This is a genomic window from Caballeronia sp. INML3B (assembly GCF_023631305.1).
GTDB classification, from domain to species: Bacteria; Pseudomonadota; Gammaproteobacteria; order Burkholderiales; family Burkholderiaceae; genus Caballeronia; species Caballeronia turbans.
Genome location: NZ_JALQDI010000061.1, coordinates 12,197 through 28,201 on the forward strand (window position 1 = coordinate 12,197; position 16,005 = coordinate 28,201).

At 64.2% G+C, this 16,005-nt stretch carries 16 protein-coding genes; 14 read left to right on the forward strand and 2 right to left on the reverse strand.

Features of this window, described 5'->3' with window-relative positions; translation table 11 throughout:
- Positions 1–7: 7 nt before the first annotated feature.
- From NCS58_RS27105 to NCS58_RS27165, 13 genes are all read left to right on the forward strand, one after another.
- On the forward strand, positions 8–1,225 hold the full coding sequence (locus NCS58_RS27105; protein WP_250477862.1) for a CaiB/BaiF CoA-transferase family protein: 1,218 nt from the start codon (positions 8–10) through the stop codon (positions 1,223–1,225).
- Positions 1,222–2,406: a thiolase family protein gene (locus NCS58_RS27110; RefSeq protein WP_250477863.1), complete on the forward strand. Its 1,185-nt coding sequence runs from the start codon at positions 1,222–1,224 to the stop codon at positions 2,404–2,406. Before NCS58_RS27105 ends, NCS58_RS27110 begins: the two co-directional genes overlap by 4 nt.
- Before the next feature lie 9 nt (positions 2,407–2,415).
- The gene (locus tag NCS58_RS27115) at positions 2,416–2,850 is read left to right on the forward strand and encodes a Zn-ribbon domain-containing OB-fold protein (protein ID WP_250477864.1); all 435 of its coding nucleotides are present in this window, start codon (positions 2,416–2,418) and stop codon (positions 2,848–2,850) included.
- A 213-nt stretch (positions 2,851–3,063) separates the two neighbouring features.
- Positions 3,064–3,711: a GntR family transcriptional regulator gene (locus NCS58_RS27120; protein ID WP_045456864.1), complete on the forward strand. Its 648-nt coding sequence runs from the start codon at positions 3,064–3,066 to the stop codon at positions 3,709–3,711.
- Between the two features lie 49 nt (positions 3,712–3,760).
- A complete protein-coding gene (locus NCS58_RS27125; protein ID WP_250477865.1) occupies positions 3,761–4,540 on the forward strand; it encodes an SDR family oxidoreductase in 780 nt (259 codons plus the stop codon).
- 200 nt (positions 4,541–4,740) lie between these two features.
- The gene (locus NCS58_RS27130) at positions 4,741–6,048 is read left to right on the forward strand and encodes an MFS transporter (RefSeq protein WP_250477866.1); all 1,308 of its coding nucleotides are present in this window, start codon (positions 4,741–4,743) and stop codon (positions 6,046–6,048) included.
- Position 6,049: 1 nt separating this feature from the next.
- Positions 6,050–7,102, forward strand: coding sequence for an amidohydrolase (locus tag NCS58_RS27135; protein WP_250477867.1), 1,053 nt, complete (start codon positions 6,050–6,052; stop codon positions 7,100–7,102).
- A gap of 164 nt (positions 7,103–7,266) precedes the next feature.
- Positions 7,267–8,166, forward strand: coding sequence for an MBL fold metallo-hydrolase (locus tag NCS58_RS27140; protein ID WP_014193387.1), 900 nt, complete (start codon positions 7,267–7,269; stop codon positions 8,164–8,166).
- A gap of 66 nt (positions 8,167–8,232) precedes the next feature.
- The gene (locus NCS58_RS27145) at positions 8,233–9,408 is read left to right on the forward strand and encodes an ABC transporter substrate-binding protein (RefSeq protein WP_250477868.1); all 1,176 of its coding nucleotides are present in this window, start codon (positions 8,233–8,235) and stop codon (positions 9,406–9,408) included.
- A gap of 83 nt (positions 9,409–9,491) precedes the next feature.
- Complete coding sequence (locus NCS58_RS27150) at positions 9,492–10,361, forward strand: branched-chain amino acid ABC transporter permease (protein WP_250477869.1); 870 nt, start codon at positions 9,492–9,494, stop codon at positions 10,359–10,361.
- Positions 10,358–11,389 carry a branched-chain amino acid ABC transporter permease gene (locus tag NCS58_RS27155; protein WP_250477870.1) on the forward strand — a complete coding sequence of 344 codons (1,032 nt, stop codon included), beginning with the start codon at positions 10,358–10,360 and terminating at the stop codon, positions 11,387–11,389. Before NCS58_RS27150 ends, NCS58_RS27155 begins: the two co-directional genes overlap by 4 nt.
- Positions 11,386–12,171, forward strand: coding sequence for an ABC transporter ATP-binding protein (locus NCS58_RS27160; RefSeq protein ID WP_014193383.1), 786 nt, complete (start codon positions 11,386–11,388; stop codon positions 12,169–12,171). Before NCS58_RS27155 ends, NCS58_RS27160 begins: the two co-directional genes overlap by 4 nt.
- Positions 12,149–12,859 carry an ABC transporter ATP-binding protein gene (locus tag NCS58_RS27165; RefSeq protein WP_014193382.1) on the forward strand — a complete coding sequence of 237 codons (711 nt, stop codon included), beginning with the start codon at positions 12,149–12,151 and terminating at the stop codon, positions 12,857–12,859. Before NCS58_RS27160 ends, NCS58_RS27165 begins: the two co-directional genes overlap by 23 nt.
- A gap of 68 nt (positions 12,860–12,927) precedes the next feature.
- Here NCS58_RS27165 and NCS58_RS27170 read toward each other — a convergent pair whose 3' ends face one another.
- Both NCS58_RS27170 and NCS58_RS27175 read right to left on the reverse strand, forming a co-directional pair.
- The gene (locus NCS58_RS27170; RefSeq protein WP_250477871.1) at positions 12,928–13,839 is read right to left on the reverse strand and encodes an SMP-30/gluconolactonase/LRE family protein; all 912 of its coding nucleotides are present in this window, start codon (positions 13,837–13,839) and stop codon (positions 12,928–12,930) included.
- 35 nt (positions 13,840–13,874) lie between these two features.
- Positions 13,875–14,510, reverse strand: a complete 636-nt coding sequence (locus NCS58_RS27175; protein WP_053570491.1) for a flavin reductase family protein — start codon at positions 14,508–14,510, stop codon at positions 13,875–13,877.
- 164 nt (positions 14,511–14,674) lie between these two features.
- Here NCS58_RS27175 and NCS58_RS27180 point away from each other — a divergent pair, with 164 nt between their 5' ends.
- Positions 14,675–15,988, forward strand: a complete 1,314-nt coding sequence (locus NCS58_RS27180; RefSeq protein ID WP_250477872.1) for an MFS transporter — start codon at positions 14,675–14,677, stop codon at positions 15,986–15,988.
- Positions 15,989–16,005: the final 17 nt, after the last annotated feature.

The following is a 16,005-nucleotide window of genomic DNA, read 5'->3' on the forward strand; positions in this document are numbered from 1 at the left end:
AGACTTCATGAAGCCTGATTTCCTTGAAGGTGTTCGCTTTACCGATCTCACATGGGCCGGAGCAGGGCCGTTCGGCACGAAGGTGTTCTCCGATTTCGGCGCTGAAGTGCTGAAGATCGAAAGCACCACGCGCCTCGATTCAGTGCGCACGGCCGGTCCTTACAAGGATGGCGTCTTCGGACTGAACCGCAGCGGTTACTTCGCGTCGCGCAACACGGGCAAGAAGAGCATCTCGCTGAACCTGAAGACCGAGGAAGGCAAGCGCATTGTGCGTGAACTGGTCGCCAAGTCGGATGTCGTGTCGAACAACTTCGGCCCCGGCGCGATGGACCGCTTCGGCTTCGGCTACGAGGCGCTGCGCGAGATCAAGCCCGACATCATTTATCTGTCGATGCCGATGTACGGACAGGACGGCCCGCGCGCGAACCTGCTCGGCGTCGGCATGACGATCAGCGCCGTCACGAGCATCATGTGGCAGACGGCCTATGGTCCCGCCGATCCCGTCGGTCCGGGCACGCACTATCCGGATCATGCCGCGAATCCCTATCATGCGGCGTTCGCGGTGCTCGCCGCGCTCGCGCATCGGCGCAAGACCGGGCGCGGCATGAAGATCGATCTGTCGCAGGTCGAATCGACGATCAATTTCATCGGCCCGGCCATCGTCGAGGCGAGCGCGACGGGCCACGAGCCGCCGCAAGTCGGCAATCGCAGCCGCAGCCATGCGCCGCACAACATCTTTCGCGCGCGCGGCGACGATCAGTGGGTCGCCGTGGCCGTCACGGACGATGCGCAGTGGCGCGCGCTCACCGCGATCATCGGGCGCGCGGAGCTGGGCGACGATGCATCGCTTTCCACCGCGGCTGGCCGCCTGGCCGCGCAGGATCGCGTCGAGCAGGCCGTGGCCGAATGGTGCGCAACGCATTCGCCCGACGAGATCGTGGCGACGTTGCGTGCGCAACGGATCGCCGTGTCCGAGGTCGCGCATTCGCGCAGGCTCATCGAAGCAGATCCGCAGCTTGCGCATCGGAACTACTGGCAGCACGTGCAGCATCCGGAGATCGGCGCGGTGCTGCTCAACTCGCCGCCGTATCTCATCGACGGCGAGCGCGTCGAGCTTCAGCCGCCGCCGCTGCTCGGCCAGCATACGCGCGAGGTGCTCGGCCGCCTGCTCGGCATGTCCGGGAAGCAACTCGACGAACTGAACGATCAAGGAGTGTTTTCGTGAGCAAGTGGAAAGCGGCAAGCCCGTCGAAAGCGCTGCGCCGGGCGGCAGCTGTGGTCGGCGTCGGCCATTCGGACTGGGTGGGCGACTGGAAGCGCGTGCGCGGCGGCGAGAAGCCGACCGACAGCTACGGCTACGGCGCGATCGCGCTGCGCCAGGCGCTCGACGACGCGGGCATCGGCAAGGATGAAATCGACGGTCTCATCGTCGGTCCGACGACGGCCTACGAGCGGATGTCCGAAGTGCTCGGCATCGATCCGCGCTGGGGAGATCAGGCCGATGCGGTGCTGTCGGTCGCTCAGGCGGTGACGGCGATTCAGGCGGGCCTCGCGGAGACGGTGGCCCTCGTCTACGGCAACGATCAGCGCTCGGCGCAGATCCAGTACGGCGGCCCGCAGGCAATGGGCGGCGATGCGTTTCTCTCGTACGTGTATCACTCGCCGTGGGGCCTCACGTCGCAAGGCGCGCTGTATGCGCTGACGTTCCGCGCCTTCTGCGAGGCACGCGGCTTCGAGCCCGATGACCTCGGGCACGTCGCGGTCGCGCAGCGCGCGTGGTCCTCCATGAATCCGAACGCGGTGATGCGCAAGCGGATCACGCTCGACGAATACCGCGAGGCCAAATACATCTGCGAGCCGCTGCGCCTGTACGACTACTGCATGATCAACGACGGCGGCGTCGCGCTGATCGTCACGACGGCCGAGCGGGCGGCGCGCTTCAAAAAGCCGCCCGTTTATATCGAGGCGATCGGGCGGCGCGATCTGAACCGCGGCGCCACCAGCCTCGAACCGCGCCTGACCGACTTCTACCTGTCCGCGCAGCAGGACTGCGCGCGTCAGGCCTACGAGATGGCCGGTTTTGGTCCGAAGGACATGGACCTGTTCCAGGTGTACGACAGTTTCTCCGTGCATGTGCCGCTCGCGCTCGAAGGTTACGGCTATTGCGCGGTCGGCGACGTCGGACGGTTTCTGCGCGAAGAGGGCATCGGGCCGGGCGGCAAGCTGCCGACCAATACGGGCGGCGGGCACTTGTCGGAGACCTATATGCAGGGCTGGGCGCATCAGATCGAATGCGTGCGGCAGGTGCGCGGCGAATGCGGCGAGCGTCAGATCGACGACTGCCGGCACGCGCACTACACATCCGATGTCGCCGGCAAGGCTGTTTCGATCATCTATAGCCGATAGGAAATCCACATGACTGAAACACCCGCCGAAGCGCCGCGCACGCCGCAACCGGTGATGGGCATGTACGACGCACCGATGTGGCAAAGCATCCGCGATGGCGCGCTCAAGCTCCAGCACTGCACGTCCTGCGACACCGTGCTTTACCCGCCGGGGCCGGTCTGCCCGCACTGCCTGTCCAGCGAACTCGAATGGCGCGGCGTGTCGGGGCGTGGCACGGTGCTGTCCTGGGTCGTCTTTCACAAGACCTATCTGGACGCATACCCGGCGCCCTACAACGTGATTGCGGTGCGTCTGGAAGAAGGCGCCGTGCTCGTCTCGAACCTTGAAGCGCCGCTGCCCGAGGGAAGCTGGATCGGCAAGCAAGTCCGCATGATCTTCAAGCCGATGCCCGACGGTTTCGTGCTGCCCAAATTCGTGCTGGATACGGACGGAACCCGCGCCTGAGCGAGCGCGCATTCGAGCGTCTGACAAGGCGGATCGGAAGCGTTCTGGCGCATGCCGGGTGCGGCTGGCCGAGGACCATATATTTTATTCGCCCCTTACAATGTCCTCCGTGCCGGACGGCGAACCGCTCCGGCAGACACGACAGGCTCGGGCCAGCCGCGGATTTGCGCGGCGGGGCCGCGAGCGGACAAGGCAGGACACTCTGGGGTTCATATGGTGTTTCGAACAAAGCTGGATCAGGTGGCCGAGCGGCTGAGAGAGCGGATCATCTCGGGCGAGTACCGGCGGGGAGAGAAGCTGAAGCAGGCGGAGATCGCGGAGGAACTCGGCGTATCGATCACGCCGGTGCGCGAGGCGCTCAAGGCGCTCGAAATGGAGGGCTTCGTGCTGAGCATCCCGCACAAGGGGCTGCTCGTGCCGGAGATAGATCGCAAGAGCGTGCGCGAGATCTTCGAGTTGCGCGTGGTGCTGGAGCGCCGGCTCACGGAGTGGGCGCTCGAAAAGATCACGGACAACGAGATCGCCGAGCTGCGCACGATCCATCGCGAGTTGAGCAAGTTGACGAAGGCGCGCGAGCCGTTCCCGGTGCGTGCGGCCAACGTCCGGTTTCACTTTCGAATCTATGAAATCGCCGATCGCCCGCAGACGCTGCAGTTCGTCCGGGTCTTATGGGCCAAGTATCCGTTCAACTTCCACGACGACCAGGCAGCCCGCTTCAAGCAACTGCTGCACGAGCACGAAGAGATCCTGCGCCGGCTCGAAGAAGGCGATCGTGCTGGCGCGCTGGCGGCAATGGTCGAGCACATCGAGGCCGGCTGGCATCGTGTGGAGAAGAACGCCACGGAACCGGCGAAAGAATGATCGCGCCGGAACGGGAAGCTGGACCTTTTCCAGGGGACGCAGGGCAACCATGAGCACTTCTCGCAATCCCGTTTCACCTGTCGGCGCGCCGGGCGCGCGCCGCACGCTGATCGTGACCGGCGGCTCGCGCGGCATCGGCGCGGCCGTCTCGCGGGGCGCCGCGCGCAGCGGCTATCGCGTCTGCATCAATTATCGCAATGGGGTGGAGGCCGCCGAACGGCTCGCCGACGAGATCGTTTCATCGGGCGGCGACGCATTCGCGTGGCAAGCCGATACGTCCGACGAGCGCGCCGTCGTCGCCATGTTCGATGAGGTCGCGCGACGCTATGGCCCGCTGACCGATCTCGTCAACAATGCGGGCGTGAGCGGCGGCTCGACCCGTCTCGCGGACCTCGACGTCTCCGCGTTGCAGGAAACCCTCGCCGTCAACGTGATGGGCTATTTCCTTTGTTGCCGCGAAGCCGTGCGATGCATGTCAACGGCGCGCGGCGGCGCGGGCGGGCGCATCGTCAACGTGTCGTCGGTGGCGGCTACGCACGGATCGGCGGGCCGGCGCGTGCACTATGCGGCATCGAAAGGCGCGGTCAATTCGCTGACCATCGGCCTCGCGAAGGAAGTGGCGCGCGAGGGCATCCGCGTGAATGCGGTTTCTCCGGGCCTCGTGTACACCGATTTCAACGAACCCGGACGCATCGAGCGTCTCGCGGACGAAGTTCCGATCGGACGCGGCGGATCGCCGGAGGAGATCGCCAATGCGATTCTCTGGCTGCTGAACGACGACGCAGGGTATCTGCTGAGCGCCAACCTGGTGGTGTCGGGCGGCCGGTAGTCACATCGGGGAAATCTTCCCGAACTGATTCGGATAGCGAACGTTTTTGTGTCGCTTCGGCGACGATGCGAGCGTCGGTGCAAACCCTCGTTCGACAGAAGCGCGTTGTCCGGATGGAAAATATAATTTATATTCACGACATCACTTTCAGGAATCGCGTTGCCGGCCAGCGAAGCCCGGCAACCAAAAAGGAGACGATTGTGCGCTGGAGATCTCGCTACTGGGTGTATCTGATGCTGTTCGCGCTCGCCGCGATCAACTATCTGGATCGCGTCGCGCTGTCCGTGTCGGCCGGCCACGTCCAGGCGGCGCTGGGCATCGACAAGGTTCAGCTCGGCTATCTGTTCTCTTCCTTTCTCTGGGGTTACACGCTCTGCCTGATCCCGATGGGCCTGCTCATCGACCGATTCGGCTCACGCTCGGTGACGGCCTTCAGCATGGCGCTCTGGTCCGCCGCGACCGCGCTGACCGGCGCGGCCACGTCGATGGGCGGCGTCGTCGCCGCGCGCGTGGTGATGGGTGTCGGCGAATCGTGCTGTTATCCGGCGGCTTCGCGGATCATCCGCGAATGGGTGCCGAGCAGCGAGCGCGGCACTGCGATGACGGTGTTCAACTCGGGCGCGTACTTCGGTCCGGCGCTGGGTGCGGTGGGCTTGTCCTGGCTCGTATCGGTGCTCGACTGGCGTATCTCCTTCGCCATCTGCGGTCTCGTGGGTTTCGTGTGGCTTGCCGTGTGGCTCGCATTTTTCCGTCAGCCCGAAGAGGCCTCGTGGATTTCCGATGATGAGCGCGAAACGATTCGCCGCGAGCGCGAGACCGTATCGCAAGCGCAGGCGGTCGCGTCGCAGCCGATCGGGCTGAGCCGCATCATCGCGAGCCGCACGATGTGGGGCCTCATGCTCACGCAGGGCGCGGGCGCCTACACGCAATACCTGTTTCTGACGTGGCTGCCGAACTACCTACAGGCTGAACGCGGCATGACGCTGCTCAAGAGCGGCACGGTGATGGCGCTGCCGTACATCGGATCGATCGTCGTCTCCGTCGCGCTCGGCATGTTGAGCGACCGCCTGCTGACGGCGCGCGCGGTGGAGGCAGGACGCCGGCGCATCGTGCTCGGCTCTGTCGTGCTCGGCGGCGCGGTCATCCTGTTCGTGCCCTGGGTGTCCAGCATCGAAGGCATTCTGCTGCTCATCACGATGGCGCTGGGCAGCGTCGCGACGGGTAACGCACTCAACATCACGCTGCTCGGCGACCTGTTGCGCTCGAAGGCCGATCTCGGCCGCGCGACGGGCCTGCTGCTGATCGGCGGAAACGTGTTCGGTTTCCTCGCACCGATCGTGACCGGCTATGTGGTGCAGGCGACCGGGCGATTCGATACCGCGTTCGCGGCGGCGGGCGGCCTGCTGGTGATGGGCGCGCTGTCATCGTGGTTTCTCACGCGTTCGCCGATCGGCGAGCGTCCCGGCGCAGCGCTGCAAGGCGATGTGACGGGGCAGATCGGAGGCTGACATGAACGAACCGCTCACCGCGCCGCGCGACATTGCGAAGGCTGCGCCGCACATTGCGATACGCCCGGAATGGCTGGCGCTTCGCACCGAACCGGCACTGGAACCCGACCTGCCGATCATCGATGCGCACCATCATCTGTGGGAGTTTCCGGACAAGCGTTATCGCTCGCGGGATCTGCTCGACGATCTCGCGAGCGGACACAATCTCCGCGCGACGGTGTTCGTCGAATGCAAGACGCACTACGACACCGATGGCCCGGAAGAACGCGCGTCGGCGGGCGAAATGCGCTTCGCATTGGCCGAAGCGCGCGAGGCCGAGGCGCTCGGCACCTTCACGCGCGTCGGGGCCGCGTTCGTCGGCAACGTGGATCTGACGCTCGGAGCGGCGGCGGGGCCGGCGCTCGATCACCTGATCGATGTGTCGGAAGGGCGCTTGCGCAGCATCCGCAATATCGCCGTGTGGCACGCGAACCCGGACGTACGTCCATCGGCTGCGACGCCGCCGGCCAGGCTGCTGCTCGATCCGTCTTTTCAGGCCGGCATCGCGCAGCTGGCGCCGCGCCAGCTTGCATTCGATGCATGGCTGATTCACACGCAACTGCCCGAGCTATGCCAGCTAGCGGACAAATTCGGCGACACGCCGATCGTGCTCAATCACGTCGGCGGCCCGCTGGCGCTCGGGCCTTATCGCGGGCATCGCGACGAAGTGTTCGCGGCATGGCGCGATGACATAGCGCGGCTGTCGAGCTACGCGAATGTGCATGTGAAGCTCGGTGGCTTCGGCATGCCGCTCTTCGGCTTCGACTTCGAACGACTGACGCTGCCGCCTGATTCCGCGTCGGTGGCCGAGGCGATCCGGCCGTATGTCGAGACCTGCATCGAGGCGTTCGGCGCTTCGCGCTGCATGTTCGAGAGCAATTTCCCGGTGGACAAGGGCTGTTTCGGCTACGGCATCGCGTGGAATGCCTACAAGCGCGTGACGGCGAATCTGCCTGCGTCAGACCGCGCTGCGTTGTTTCACGACACCGCGGCCCGCTTCTACCGTATCCGATAGGGCGGCGCGCGAAGAAGCCGCATCATCCTTTCGAAACAATAAGCATACCTTCATATATTCGGAAAGACACATCGTTCTGGATGTTCCAGCGTGCTTTCCTAAGATGCATAATATAAAATGCATCGACGCTGGTGAACCGAAGACCGAATGACCAGGAGACAGCAGTGCAAGCGCAGAGAATCGGCAACACCGAAATCCGCAAGTTCGACGAAATCAGCCGGCTGCCGCTCGAAGCGCGCTGGTTGTTCCCGTCGATCGACGAAGCCATTGTCGAAGCCAATCGCGACTGGCTCGGCCCGAACCTCGTCGAACCGGGCTCGACCCGGCTGTACATGAGCTTCCATAGTTACGTCATCCGCACGCGGCATCACACCATTCTCGTGGACGCCTGCAACGGCAACCACAAGCAGCGGCCGTCGATGCCGGACTGGAACGACCTGAACACGCCCTATCTGGCCAATCTCGCCGCGATCGGTGTGAAGCCGGAAGAGATCGACATCGTGCTCTGCACGCATCTGCACGCCGATCACGTCGGCTGGAACACGCGGCTTGAAAACGGCCGCTGGGTGCCGACGTTTCCGAACGCGCGCTACCTGATGGCGCGCGTCGAATTCGAATATCTGTTCGATCAGCACCGCAGGCATCCGGAAACGCCGGTCAATCGCGGTTCGTTCGAAGACAGCGTGCTGCCCATCCACGAGCACGGACGCGCCGATCTCGTCGAGCTCGATCACGTGGTCGAACGCGAACTGGGCGAGGGCGTCTGGCTCTCGCCCGCCTGCGGCCATACGCCGGGCCACGTGTTCGTCAATGTCGGCGACCACGGCCGCGAGCGCGCCGTGTTCACCGGGGACGTGATCCATCACCCGATCCAGTTCGCCGATCCATCGCTGACGAATCTCGCCGATTTCGACGCGAAGCAGGCCCACGACACCCGGCTCGCGCTGATGCACCGCTATGCGGATACCGACACGCTGCTGCTGACCGGGCATTTCCCGTCGCCGACGGCCGGCCGCATCGTCAGTCACGGCGACCGGTTCCGCTTCGCTTTCGACGGCAAGTGACTTCAAGAACGGCCTGAACTGCGGCGGCCGGGCAGGCGGCACGAAAACCATAAAGGAGATATCCGTATGATCAGTAAGACGCTGAAGACCATCGCGATTCGCGCGTTGTGCGCGGCGGCCATGAGCGGCGCCGCGTGCGTCGCGCACGCCCAGGAGACGATGAAGATCGGCGTGATCGCGTCGTTATCGGGAGGCGGGACCGCGTGGGGCCTCGGGCTCCAGCGCGGCGTGCAGATCGCAATCGACCAGCTCAACGAAGCGGGCGGGTTGAAGCTCGCCGGGAAGACCTACAAGCTCGAACTGATCGCCTACGACGACCAGTACAACGCCGCGCAAGCGAAGACGGCCGCCGACCGGCTGGTCAACCGCGATCAGGTGAAGGTGATCTTCGGCCCGGTCGGGTCGCCCGGCGCGCTCGGCTCGCTGCCGGTCACGGAGCCCGCGAAGGTCCTGCAGTTCGTCGACGGTTATGCGCCGCAGATCCTTCGCAATCAGTGGAAGGGCGCGTACGTATTCCGCGTCAACAACAGCACGCAGGAATTCTCGACACCGATCGTTCAATGGCTGCACAAGAACTCGCCGAATGCGAAGAAGATCGGCATGATCGCGCCGAACGACGCGACGGGCCAGTCCGGCGTGCCGATCCTCACTGAAGCGTACAAGAAGAACGGCTTCGAAGTATGGACGGATGCCTACGAGCGGGGCACGAAGGAATTCACGCCGCTGCTGCTGCGCATGATGGCGCAAAACGTCGATGTGTTCGATCTCAACGCAAATGCGCCGGGTGAGGCGGGGCTGCTCGTCAAGCAGGCGAGGCAGGTCGGCTACAAGGGCATCATCATCCAGTCGGGCGGCGCGGGCATCGACGAGCTGATCCAGATTGCCGGGCCGCTCGCCAACGGCATGATGAAGTATGACGTGATCGATGAATCGCTGCCGCGCGTGAAACCGTTCGTCGCCGCCTATCAGAAGAAATACAGCGGCGTGATGAACGGCCTGGCCCCGGTGTACTACAACGCGGCGAACATGCTCTTCGAAGCGATGCGCCGCGCCGACGCGACCGACACCACGCAGATCCGCGACCAGCTCGAGAAGATGACGGGCTACGATGCGCCGATCTTCGGCAAGGTCGTGTGGACCGGCGCGAAGGACTACGGCGTCGATCATCAGTTGCTGCACACGTTCGTCATCAAGGAGGTGACGAACGGCAAGGCATCGGTGAAGGCCTTCATCACGCCGTAAAGGCGCCTTTGCGCGCGAGGCGGGCGAGGTCCGCCGGCCTCGCGCGTGCCGGGTTTCATCGCTGACGAGATTAGGAGCGTTTCATGTTCTCTCCCGCAGTTCTTGGCCAGGTATTCGTGGACGGCATCGGCCTGAGCGCCATCTACATCCTCATCGCGCTCGGATTCACGCTGCTGTTCGGCATCATGCGCGTGGTGAACTTCGCGCACGGTGCGTTCGCCATGCTCGGCGGCTATGCGCTGTATTACCTGTACGGCGGCTTCGGTCTGCCGTATCTGATCGCGGCGCCGCTTTCGGCGCTGATCGTGGCGATCGTCGCGCTGCTGCTCGAACGTATCGTGTATCGCTTCTTCTACCAGCGGATGTTCCAGAGCATGATCGGCCTGCTCGGGCTCGACATGGCGATCATGTACACGGCGGTGATCGTCTGGAACGCCGAGGAGCGCTCGGTGCCGCCGAGCACCGATGCGCTGCTGCAGATCGGCGGCCTCGTGTTTCCGGCGCAGAAGCTCATCATCATCGGCATTGCGGCGGTTGCGCTGCTCACCTTCTACGTTTTCACCCACTACTCGCGCTACGGTCTCGCGATGCGCGCCGCGGCGCAGGACGTCGATATCGCCGAAGCGCAGGGCGTGAACAGCACCGCGATCTATCGTCTCGCCTTCTTCATCGCCATCTTCATGGCCGCGCTCGCGGGTGGGTTCTACGCGCAGACCTACGCGCTCTCGCCGTTCGTCGGCGAGCCTCAGCTGATGATCGCGTTCATCGTGGTGATTCTCGGGGGCATGGGCAGTATTCCCGGCGTTGCGCTCGGCGGACTGCTGCTCGGGCTCGCAAACAGCTTTCTCGGCACCTTCTACGGCAGCGCCATGTCGATATTCGTGTCGTTTGGCGCTGTGATCCTGCTGCTGATCTTCCGCCCGTGGGGCCTGCTTGGAGCGAAAGAAGCATGAACAAACCCTCCGTTCTTCAATCCGCGCTGCGGCCAGGGCTTCCGTTGCAGCCCGCGCCGCAGGCGAGCGCCTTGCGGCCGGCGCGCCGCTGGCTCGCTCATCCCGCGGTGATCGCCGTCGTGCTCGTCGTGCTCGTGGCATTGCCGCTCTTCGGGCAGGACAAGTTCGTCCTCTCGGTGGCCGTCACCACGTTCATCACGGCCATTGCCGCGAGTTCGTTGCACCTCATCGTGCGCACGGGTCATGTGTCGCTCGGTCATGCCGCGTTCATGGGCATCGGTGCTTATGTGTCGGCTATTTCGACGATGAACTTCGGCCTGCCGTTTCCGGTGTCGGTGTGCCTCGCCTTTCTCGCGCCCGCCGCGCTCGCGCTGATCGTCGGCCCGATTCTGCTGCGTCTCACAGGCAAATACTTCGTGCTCGTGACGCTGCTCTTCGGCGAAATCGTGCGCACCGTGTTCGTCAACTGGACGAGCGTAACGGGCGGCTCGAACGGCATCTCCGGCGTGCCGGGGCCAAGCGAGTTCTTCTCGAACGCGGTGCCGTTCTATTACCTCGCGCTCGGCTTTGCAGTCGTCATCATCGGGATCGTCGGCCGGCTGCTCGGGTCCGAAATCGGCCGGATGATCGATTCGGTGCGGGAAGGCGAATCGCTCGCGCGCTGCTCGGGCGTGCCGGTGCTGAGCACGAAGGTCGCGGTGTTCGTGCTCGCATGCGGGATCGTCGGCGTAGCGGGCGCGCTGCAGGCGCATTTCGTGCACTACATCGATCCGACTTCGTTTGCGCTCGAACAGTCGCTGAATCTCGTGGTGATCAACGTGATCGGCGGGATGTACACGCTGATCGGGCCGATCGTCGGCACGGTGTTCGTCGTGCTGCTGCCGGAATTCCTGCGCGGCTACGTGGAACTGCAGCACGTCGTCTTCGGCATCGTGCTGATCCTCGTCATGGCGTTCTTTTCCGGCGGCATCGCCGATGCGGGCGTGCTGTTCAAACGTCTCGGCCTGGGACGCGGAGGCCGGCAATGAGCGCGCGCCTGCTTCAGATCGAAAAGTTATCGCGGCATTTCGGCGGGCTTGCCGCCGTGTCGGAACTGACGTTTCACGTCAACGAGCACGAGATACTCGGCATCATCGGGCCGAATGGCGCCGGAAAAACCACGGCGATCAATCTCGTGAGCGGTATGATCCGGCCAAGCAGCGGTCATGTGCGGCTCGAAGGCGAGGACGTGACGGGACTGCTGCCGCACGTTCTCGCGCGCAAGGGGCTCGTGCGCACGTTCCAGTCGACCACCGTATACGGCGGACGCACGGTCTATGAAAACGCCGTGCGCGGCGCCTTCCTCGGGATGTATCCGGGCGCGATGGCGGCGTTCTTCAATACGCGCCGTGCGCGTGCGATGCGTGCCGAAAGCGAGCACCGCGTGGCCGAGTTGCTCGAATGGCTGAACCTCGCCGATGTCGCTTCCTTGCAAGCCGGCAGCCTGCCGTACGGCTATCAGAAGACGCTCGGCATGGTCATCACGCTTGCGGCGCGGCCGCGCATCGTGATGCTCGACGAGCCGGTCGCGGGTCTGAGCGCGGAGGAGGCCGATCACGTGCGCGACACGATCCTGAAGATCCGCGACCGCGGCATCACCGTGATCGTCATCGATCACAACATCCGTTTCATGAAGGGCCTGTGCGATCGCGTGATGGCGATGCATCAGGGCCATGAGCTGACGACCGGCGCACCGCTCGACGTGCTGGCCGATCCGAAGGTGATCGAAGCGTATCTGGGGAGGGGACATGCCGCAGCTCACGGTATCTGATTTGAACGTCCGTTACGGGCGCGTGATCGGCACGCATGGCGTGTCGTTCTCGGTCGAGGCCGGCGAGATCTTCGCGCTCGTCGGCAGCAACGGCGCGGGCAAGAGCAGCGCGATCAAGGCGATTCTCGGCATGGCGCACTATGCGTCCGGCTCGATCACGTTCGAAGGCGAGAACATGCGCGGGCTCAAGACGAGCGAGATCGTGCGTCGCGGCATCGCTATCTCGCCGGAAGGGCGGCGCGTGTTCGGGCAGTTGTCGGTGGCGGAGAACCTTCGCATGGGCGCGTTCACGCGCCCGCGCGATGAGGCCGATCAACGCGTCGAGCAGATCTATGCGTATTTTCCGCGTCTCAAGGAGCGCTGGAAGCAGCATGCGGCGAGCCTGAGCGGAGGCGAGCAGCAGATGCTCGCCATCGGCCGCGCGCTGATGTCGAAGCCGAAGCTGTTCCTGCTCGACGAACCGTCGCTCGGACTCGCGCCGATCGTCGTCGAACGAATCGGCGATGTGCTCGACGAAATTCGGCGCGTGGAGCAACTGACCGTGATCCTCGCGGAGCAGAACGCGCACTGGGCGATGCATCTCGCGTCGCGCGCCGTGATTTTCGAGCTGGGCCGTTCGGTCAACACCGGTCCGACCGAGCAGTTGATGAAAGACCCCGCCGTGCAAAGCGCATATCTCGGTATCTGATTGCGGCGATCGCTGCATGAAAGAAGGGCTGCCGCCGGCAGCCCGCATCCGTTACGACGATGACACGATCACGGCCACTGCGCACCGCGCTGACCCACATAGACCGCGATCAACGATGACGCCGTCGTCACGAACAGGCGATTGCGTTTCGGCCCGCCGAACGTGAGGTTCGTCGCGACTTCCGGCAGATGGATCTTGCCGAGCAGCGCGCCGTCGGGGGCATAGCAGTGCACGCCGTCGCCGGCCGTGGTCCATACGTTGCCTTCGGTATCGACGCGAAAGCCATCGGGCACGCCGGGCGAAATCGTCGCGAACACGCGTGGACGCACGAGGCGCACACCGTCCACGACATCGAACGCGACGATATGGTGCGGGCCGTTCGGGTCGTGCGAGACGCCCGAATCGGCGATGTAGAGAATCGACTCGTCCGGCGAGAACGCGAGCCCGTTCGGCTTCACGAGTTCGCTGGTCGCGATGCTCAGTTCGCGCGTCGCGGGATCGAGCCGGAACACATGGTTCGCGCCGATCTCGCTCTTCGCCTTGTCGCCGGTGTAATCGCTGAGGATGCCGTAGTCGGGGTCGCTGAACCAGATGCTGTCATCGGACTTCACGACGATGTCGTTCGGCGAGTTGAGGCGCTTGCCTTGGAAGCGATCCGCGAGCACCGTAATCGTGCCGTCGTGCTCCGTTCGCGTGACGCGGCGGCCGCCGCTCTCGCAGGTCAGAAGACGTCCCTGACGGTCGCGCGTGTTGCCGTTGGCGTTGTTGGACGGATAGCGATACACGGTTGCCGGCGCGCCTTCCACCCAGCGCATGATGCGGTTGTTCGGGATGTCGCTCCACAGCAGACATTCGCTGTCGGCGAACCACACCGGACCTTCGGGCCAGCGCATGCCGGTATGCAGCACTTCGATACGCGCATTCGCGACGATGCTCTGGCGGAAGCGTTCGTAATCGACTATTTCGAATTCTGGACTCAAGTTCGTCTCCTTCCTTTGGGTGTATCGACAGGCGGCTAGCGGTTGTCTTTCGCATTCCATGTATCGACGGGAATCGTGGGCATCTCGAAGACATCCGCCATGCGCAAGTAGTGGTGACCGTGCATGCGGCCGACGAGCTGAAGCCGCTGCGTATCGATCCAGCAGCGTTGCGCGTCGAGCACCGCTTCGTCGGGGACGTGCATCGCGAGCACTTCGCCGAGCACGAGCGAACGCCGCGTGCCGAGCGCGATGATCTGCATCAGCCGGCATTCGAACGACACGCGGCTTTCAGCGATGCGCGGCGTGCGGATCAGCGTGGACGGCGCCGGCGTGAGGCCCGCTTCCGCGAACTCGTCCACCGCCGGGCCGAACTCGATCGCGGTGATGTTCATCTGCTCGACGCAGTCGGCGCTCACGAGATTGACGACGAATTCCTTCTGCAAACGCACGTTCTCTCCGGTGTCCTTGCGGTCCGAATCGGAACGATGATTGATCGCGAAACCCAGCGTCGGCGGGTCTTCGGCGAAGACGTTGAAGAACGAGAAGGGCGCGGCGTTGGGCTTGCCGTTCGCGTCGATGGTCGATACCCATGCGATCGGACGCGGCGTGACCGTCGACGACAACAGCTTGTAACGCTCGATCGGTTTGAAGCGGGAGAACTCGAAATACATGACGTTCCTTCGGCAAGTGCGCGGGTGCATTGCGCCTCGTATAAATATAGATTATATAATGCATTATATGTGTTGCATCCGTCAACGAAGCCCATAGAAGCATCGCGTCGGAACCATACGAAAGTCCACACGGCGACGAAACCGTCGTCAATCAGGAGACAAGCATGCAATCTGTCGATCCCGCTTCGGCGGTGTCTTCGCATCACGCTGCGGCACCGGGTGTCTCGATCTATGGGCGCATCACGCGCCGGCTTCTGCCCTTGCTGTTCATCTGCTATGTGGCCTGCTACCTCGACCGCGTCAACATCGGTTTCGCGAAGCTGCAGATGGCGTCGGATTTGAGCTTCAGCGATACGGTGTACGGGCTCGGCGCGGGCACGTTCTTCATCGGCTATCTCGCGTTCGAAACGCCGAGCAACATGATTCTGTATCGCGTGGGCGCGCGGCGGTGGCTCGCCCGCATCATGGTGACCTGGGGCGTCATCTCGGCGGCGATGCTTTTCGTCCGGACGCCCGGCGCGTTCTATGCGACGCGCTTTTTGCTGGGCGTCGCGGAAGCAGGCTTCTTTCCGGGCGTGGTGCTGTATTTGACGCAATGGTTTCCGTCGCGCCGACGCGCTGGCGTCGTCGCGATCTTCATGACGGGCATTCCGGTATCGGGCGTGCTTGGCGGGCCGCTGTCGGGATGGATCATGAGCAGCATGGGCGGCACCGGCGGTTTGGCGTCGTGGCAGTGGCTTTTTCTGATCGAGGCGATGCCGTCCGTCGTGCTCGCGGGCGTGCTCTGGAAAGCGCTTCCCGATCGCGTGGCGGACGTCGACTGGCTGAGCCCGGCGGAAAAAGGGTGGGTGCAGTCGCAACTCGACGCCGAGCACGATGCGAAGCCCGATGCTTCGCTCCGCCAGATGTTCACCGACGCGCGCGTATGGCTCTGCGTGCTGATCAACTTCTGCATCGCGACCGGGCAGTACGGCGTCAGCTTCTGGCTGCCGACGCTGATCAAGCGTCTCGGGCTGCACGACAACTTTCAGATAGGCTATCTCAGCGCGATTCCGTACCTGGCGGGCGTCATCGCGATGCTGATGCTCTCGCGCACCGGAGACCGGCTGCGCGAGCGCCGCTGGCATGTGGCCGCGCCCGCGCTGGTCGGCGCCGCTGGCTTCGTGCTCAGCACGTTCCTGCAGCACGACACGACGCTCGCGCTGGCCGCGCTGACCATCGCGACCGGCGGCGTCATGGCGACACTGCCGCTGTTCTGGTGTCTGCCGACATCGTTCTTGAAGGGCGCATCCGGCGCGGCGGGCATCGGGCTCATCAATTCGGTCGGTGCGCTGGCCGGTTTCGTGAGCCCGCTCTTGACCGGCGTGCTGAACGACTTCACACATGACGCGCGCTATGGCGTCGCCATGCTGGCCGCGTGGCTCGTGCTCGGCGCGGCGCTGGTGCTGCGTTTGCCGCGGGCGCTAGTCAACCGGTAGGGCGCACGGCGGCCCGG

Coding starts and splice junctions, on each gene's coding strand:
- NCS58_RS27105 (WP_250477862.1), top strand. CDS start 8: ATGAAGCCTGATTTCCTTGAAGGTGTTCGCTTTACCGATCTCACATGG.
- NCS58_RS27115 (WP_250477864.1), top strand. CDS start 2,416: ATGACTGAAACACCCGCCGAAGCGCCGCGCACGCCGCAACCGGTGATG.
- NCS58_RS27120 (WP_045456864.1), top strand. CDS start 3,064: ATGGTGTTTCGAACAAAGCTGGATCAGGTGGCCGAGCGGCTGAGAGAG.
- NCS58_RS27125 (WP_250477865.1), top strand. CDS start 3,761: ATGAGCACTTCTCGCAATCCCGTTTCACCTGTCGGCGCGCCGGGCGCG.
- NCS58_RS27135 (WP_250477867.1), top strand. CDS start 6,050: ATGAACGAACCGCTCACCGCGCCGCGCGACATTGCGAAGGCTGCGCCG.
- NCS58_RS27145 (WP_250477868.1), top strand. CDS start 8,233: ATGATCAGTAAGACGCTGAAGACCATCGCGATTCGCGCGTTGTGCGCG.
- NCS58_RS27150 (WP_250477869.1), top strand. CDS start 9,492: ATGTTCTCTCCCGCAGTTCTTGGCCAGGTATTCGTGGACGGCATCGGC.
- NCS58_RS27155 (WP_250477870.1), top strand. CDS start 10,358: ATGAACAAACCCTCCGTTCTTCAATCCGCGCTGCGGCCAGGGCTTCCG.
- NCS58_RS27160 (WP_014193383.1), top strand. CDS start 11,386: ATGAGCGCGCGCCTGCTTCAGATCGAAAAGTTATCGCGGCATTTCGGC.
- NCS58_RS27165 (WP_014193382.1), top strand. CDS start 12,149: ATGCCGCAGCTCACGGTATCTGATTTGAACGTCCGTTACGGGCGCGTG.
- NCS58_RS27175 (WP_053570491.1), bottom strand. CDS start 14,510: ATGTATTTCGAGTTCTCCCGCTTCAAACCGATCGAGCGTTACAAGCTG.
- NCS58_RS27180 (WP_250477872.1), top strand. CDS start 14,675: ATGCAATCTGTCGATCCCGCTTCGGCGGTGTCTTCGCATCACGCTGCG.